The sequence below is a fragment of the Streptomyces sp. NPDC001568 genome (assembly GCF_042893755.1).
Classification (GTDB): domain Bacteria; phylum Actinomycetota; class Actinomycetes; order Streptomycetales; family Streptomycetaceae; genus Streptomyces.
In genome coordinates this window covers 1-5,454 of sequence record NZ_JBIAVF010000029.1, presented here as the reverse complement: position 1 = coordinate 5,454, position 5,454 = coordinate 1, and the positions used below count along the sequence as shown (strand labels likewise).

Annotated in this window: 4 protein-coding genes; 1 reads left to right on the top strand and 3 read right to left on the bottom strand. The window is 73.4% G+C overall.

Features of this window, described 5'->3' with window-relative positions:
- Positions 1 to 143: 143 nt before the first annotated feature.
- From ACFY0I_RS37030 to ACFY0I_RS37020, 3 genes are read right to left on the bottom strand one after another with little or no spacing between them, the layout of a single operon-like run.
- Positions 144 to 1,841: a nitrite/sulfite reductase gene (locus ACFY0I_RS37030; RefSeq protein WP_388904038.1), complete on the bottom strand. Its 1,698-nt coding sequence runs from the start codon at positions 1,839 to 1,841 to the stop codon at positions 144 to 146.
- A gap of 51 nt (positions 1,842 to 1,892) precedes the next feature.
- Positions 1,893 to 3,083, bottom strand: coding sequence for a hypothetical protein (locus ACFY0I_RS37025; RefSeq protein WP_388904036.1), 1,191 nt, complete (start codon positions 3,081 to 3,083; stop codon positions 1,893 to 1,895).
- A complete protein-coding gene (locus tag ACFY0I_RS37020; RefSeq protein ID WP_388904034.1) occupies positions 3,080 to 4,825 on the bottom strand; it encodes a hypothetical protein in 1,746 nt (581 codons plus the stop codon). The genes ACFY0I_RS37025 and ACFY0I_RS37020 overlap by 4 nt, the downstream gene beginning before the upstream one ends.
- Before the next feature lie 357 nt (positions 4,826 to 5,182).
- On the opposite strand from ACFY0I_RS37020, the gene ACFY0I_RS37015 reads away from it, so the two are divergent.
- On the top strand, positions 5,183 to 5,454 hold a 272-nt coding region (locus ACFY0I_RS37015), incomplete at its 3' end, for a phosphoadenosine phosphosulfate reductase family protein (RefSeq protein ID WP_388904033.1).

Genomic DNA, 5,454 nt, shown 5'->3' with positions numbered 1-5,454 from the left:
CGACGCCCCCCCCCCCCCCCGCCCCCGCCCCCCCCCCGGCGGCCCCCCCCCGGGGGGGCCCCGGCCCCCCCCCCCCCCCGGGGGGGGGCGCCGGGGGGGCCCCCCCCGCGGCCCCGCCCCGGTACGCCGCGTGCGGTGGGCCGCTACCTCAGGTCCTCCTCGGCGCAGCGTGCGACCCATGCCGCGAAGGGTTCCGACGGGTCCGTCCGGCCGGCCAGGTAGCCCCGCGTCAGGCGTTCCACGTAATCCGGCAGATCCGCCGCGGTCGTCTTCAACCCGCGCAGCTTCGTGCCGAAGGCGCCCTCCTGGTCCGCGGCCAGCGTCAGACCGCCGCCCAGGTGCACCTGGAAGCCCTCGACCTGCCGGCCGTCCTCGTCGGCCACCAACTGCCCCTTGAGACCGATGTCGGCGACCTGCGTGCGCGCACACGAGTTGGGGCAGCCGTTGACGTTCACGCTCAGCCCCGCGTCCTCGCCCGCCAACCGCTTCTCCAACTCCGCGACCAGCGTCGCCGCCCGCTCCTTCGTCTCCACGATCGCCAGCTTGCAGTACTCGATCCCCGTACAGGCCATCGTGTTGCGCCGCCACGACGACGGCCGCGCCTCCAGCCCGATGCCCCGCAACTCCTCCACCAGCGGCTCCGGATCGGCCACGTCCAGCACCAGCAGCTTCTGGTACGGGGTCAGCCGCACCCGACCGCTGCCGTGCGCCTGCGCCAGATCGGCCAGCGCCGCCAGCCTCGTCCCCGACAGCCGCCCCACGACCGGCGCCGCACCCACGTACGACAGCCCGTCGTGCTGCGGATGCACCCCGATGTGGTCGATCGGCGCCGCCGGGAGCTCCGGCAGCGGCCCGTCCGACAACGGCCGACCCAGGTACTCCTCCTCCAGCACCCGACGGAACTCCGCCACGCCCCAGTCCGCGATCAGGAACTTGAGCCGGGCCCGCCCCCGCAACCGCCGGTAGCCGTAGTCACGGAACAGCCGCGCCACCGCCACCCACACGTCCGGGACCTCCTCCAACGGCACCCACACCCCGACGTGCTGCGCCAGGATCGGCACCGTCGACAGCCCGCCGCCCACCCACATGCCGAAACCCGGACCGTGCTCCGGGTGCACGGCGCCCAGGAACGCCAGGTCGTTGATCTCGTACGGGATGTCCGGCAGCCAGGACACCGCCGACTTGTACTTGCGCGGCAGGTTCGACAGCGACGGGTCCCCGACGTACCGGGCGGCGATCTCCCGCACCGCCGGCGTCGCGTCCAGCACCTCCGCCGCGCCCACCCCCGCCACCGGACTGCCGACGACGACCCGGGGACAGTCCCCGCACGCCTCCGTCGTGGACAGCCCGACCTCCTCCAGCCGCCGCCAGATCGCGGGCACGTCCTCGATCCGCACCCAGTGCAGCTGGATGTTCTGCCGGTCGGTGATGTCCGCGGTGTCGCGGGCGAAGCGCATCGACACGTCGGCGATCGCCCGCAACTGCGCGAGGTCCAGGGTGCCGCCGTCGCTGCGCACCCGCATCATGAAGTGCTCGTCCTCCAGCTCCTCCGGCGCCAACGAGCCCGTCCGCCCGCCGTCGATGCCCGGCTTGCGCTGCGTGTACAGCCCCCACCAGCGCATCCGACCCCGCAGGTCGTCCGGATCGATGCTCGCGAAGCCCTCACGGGCGTACACCCGCTCGATGCGCTCGCGCACCAGCAGCGGGTCCTCGACCTGCTTGAACTCCTCGTTCGCGTTGAGCGGTTCGCGCTCGCCCAGCGCCCACTGGCCCTCGGGTCGCTTGGCGGCGGGACGGGCGGTCCGTGCGGTCCGGACCGGCGGCGCGGCGGTTTCCGTCATCTGTCCGTGCTCCTACGTGGGCTGGGGGAGGGGTTCCGGCGTCCGGCCGGCTCAGGTCGTGCCGAGGCCCGCGACCGGGACGACCATCCCGCTCGGCAGCCAGCTCGTGGCCTCCGCGTGGTGATGGCCGCCGGCAGCGCCGGGCCCGCCGCTGCCGGGGACGTACAGCACGGCCGTGGCGTACAACGTGGCGGGCGCCGGGGCGGCCGTGCCGCGGGCCCGACGCCAGGCGTCGTACCCGGCGGACGTGGGCGCGTCGCCCGGGAAGCGGGCGCCGAGCGCCTTCAGGTACTCCACCGCGGCCGGGCCGTTCGGCGCGTACCGCAGCGGGATGAGCTGGCCGGCGCTCGGCGAGAGCAGCGGCGCGGTGAACAGCCAGGGCGCCAGGTAGGTGCCCTCGGCGAAGGTGCGGCCCGCCTCCACGTCCCGTACGGCCGCGTCCGCGCCCGCCCAGCCGGAGGTCACCACCAGCGGCTGCCGGTTCGAATCCGGCACGCCCACCGCGATCCCCGCCCGGCCCGCCGCCGCCCGCACCTCGGCGGCGGCGGCCCGCCCGCGCGGCGAGGAGTCCTCCACGAGCCCGAGCGAGCGGGCCCCGCGTCCGGCGAGGAACGCCACCGTCTCCCGCAGCGCGGCCGCGTCCGCCGGGGCGAGCCCGTCGGCCGGGCAGCCCGACGGCGGCTTGGCGTCCCCGCCGAGCAGCGCCCCGGCGGCGGCGCTCGCGCACTCGGGGCCGTCGTCGCCGCGCAGCGCGGCGAGCCCCGCGTCCCCGCCGGCTCCGGCCGCGGCCCGGCCGGTGTCCACCGCCAGCGCGGCGACCGCGCCGCCCGAGGACACCCACACCTGCCCCGGCCCCGCCGGCAGCTCCACCGGGACCCAGGTCAGCGCGGAGCCGGGCCGCTGCCCGCCCTTGGCGAGCCGGCCCCGGTCGGTGCCCGCCGAGGCCTCGTCGGCCGCGACGGCGACCAGGTTGAACCCCGGCCGGTTCGGCACCACCAGCACCGGCACCTGCTGGCCGCCCAGCCCGAGCGAACCGAGCAACGGCCCGCCCAACGCCCCGACGGGACCGCCGCGCGGCAGCGGCGAGCCCGCCGCGACCCCGGCCAGCACCGTGCAGGCCACGGCCGCGGCGAAGTACGCCGACACGCTCACGCGCCGCCGCAGCAGGCCGCGGCGCAGCAGCAGTACCCCCAGCGCCAGGGCGGCGGTCAGGACGACCGCCGCCAGGAGGACCGCGCTCACCGTCGGACGACGCCGTCGCTGACGACGAACAGCACGCCGTGCGGCTGGCTGTCGCCGAAGTCGCCGTGCGGCCAGGAGGCCCGGTTGAAGCCGACGCACGGCTTGCCCGTGTGCTCGTCGCGGAACGACCGGTCGAGGCTCACGTTGCCGCGCCGGTCCAGGTCGAACATGCACACCCGGTGGTCGCCGCCACCACCGAACGAGCCGGCGACGAAGTAGTTGGCCACCGCGATGCGGCTGACGTTCTGCGTCTCGCGGTACACGCCGTCCCCGCCCCGCTTGAAGTTGTCCATCGCGCCCCAGTGCGGGCCGCCCGAACTCACGTCACGGATCGGCACGGTGCTCACCAGCTCCGGGCAGTCCCGCTCACGACCGCCGCGCGCGGCCTCGTTCAGGTCGTCGATGGAGCACTTGGCGCCCGTACCGGCGGCGAGGAGCTTTTGGATGTCCAGGACGTAGATCATGCCCGTGGTGTCGTCCAACGGCTTGCCGTACGGCACCGACTGGCCCATCACCGTGTGGAAGAGGAACCGGTCGTCGGGGCTGACGGCCAGCCAGCTCGCGTTGTCGCCGCTGCCGGTGGCCCCCGGGTCGCGCCGGAAGCTCCGGTAGGCCGTCGTGTCGTCGAAGACCTCCTTCCACTGCGGGGCGGGCGCGGTGATGTCCGGGGTGTAGAACACGGCGCCGCCGGCCATCGAGGACACGAACGCGCCCTTGTGCCCGGGCCGGTTGGTCAGCGCGGTCTCCATGACCACCCGCGACTCACGGAAGAACGCCCGCGGCTCCTGCGCCCCGCGCGGACCGTCGGCGACCTTCGACACCGAGCGCAGCGTCGGATTGTTCCGGTCGGCGATGTCGAAGACGCGGACGGTCTGGCGGGCCAGGTTCTCCCGCAGTTCGGAATCGGGCGTCATGAAGTTGCGGGCCTCGGCGAAGTCGCTGGCCACCATCACGTTCAGGTCCTCGCGGACGGCGATGCCGTGCGGGTTCGCGCAGCTCGCGGCGGGCAGCGCCGGGACGTTGCCGCACTGCGCGGGGTCCTCGCCGCCCGCGGTCGCCGCCGGGATCTCGGCGAGGGTCCTGCCGTCCTTGCCGATCCGGACGATCTCACCGGGCGACCCGGCGGCGCCGTTGCCGACGCGCACCTCGCCGTTGGTGTAGGTGCAGGGACCGGTCACGTTCGGGCCGCCCATGTACGTCCCGTACGCGGTGCCGTCGCTCAGCACCTGGTAGGCGTCGGGCAGCGTGCCGCACGGGGTGTCGACGGGCGTGTTGACCCCGGCGATCGTCAGCGCGGGCAGTGCCTTCGCGTCGAAGACGAACGTCGTGTCGCCCATGATGCCGCCGGCGTAGATCCGGTCGCCCTTGTGCCACACGTACTGCATGTGGTGCGGCTCGTTGCCGTTGTTCGGGCCGACGGTGACGGTGTTGGCGACCTTGCCGTACGAGGGGGAGCCCGGGGTGGCGTCGATGACGGCGAGGAAGTCGGGTGCGGGCTGCTTCGCCGGACCCGACCAGACGAGCATCCACTGCCGGCCCGGCCCCTTGGAAGCCGACACGAGGTGGTTCGTCGCCGTGTAGGTGACGCCGTCGCTGCCCTGGAAGCTGGAGGTCCAGGTCTCGGGCGTGCCGGCGGCGGCGGGTTCCGCTCCGGTGAGCATGGAGGCGGTCAGTCCCACCGCCGACAGACAGAGTGCGAGGCGGCGTAACAGCCTTCCTCGGCGCAGTCCTTGCAGGCTCATTTCTCCGCGTGCCCTCTCCGGGGGTAACGGCCGGAATGCGTAAACCGGCCGGTCGGTGGCTGATTCGGTTTCGGTCGACGGAAATTCTTGGCCCGCCGGCCGGCGCGGGATTCTGTGCAATTTCGGCCCACTATGACACAGGGGTGCTGGCGGTCCGCTGATGCCGGACTTACCGTGCGCTGACCGCGCTCCACAAAACCCCTGAACGATATGAAACCCCTGGTCAACGGCAGGTTGAGGGTGAAATTGATGCTGATCAGCGGACCGTCAGCGAATTATGTGCCCGGATTGCTATTCTCGGCCCAGAAATTTATGCCCGCTCGCCGCGCCCCCCTTTTTTCATCAAGGAGCCGCCGGATGGCGACGACTCACGCAAACGGAGATCTCATCACGCTGGCCGAGCGCGCGGGCCGGGAACTCGAAAATGCTCCTCCGCAGGAGATCCTGCGCTGGGCGGCCGACACCTTCGGGAGGAAATTCTGTGTGACGTCCTCGATGGAGGACGCGGTGGTCGCCCACCTCGCCTCCCGGGTTCGCCCCGGCGTGGACGTGGTGTTCCTCGACACGGGTTACCACTTCGAGGAGACCATCGGGACGCGGGACGCGGTGGAGGCGGTGATGGACGTCAA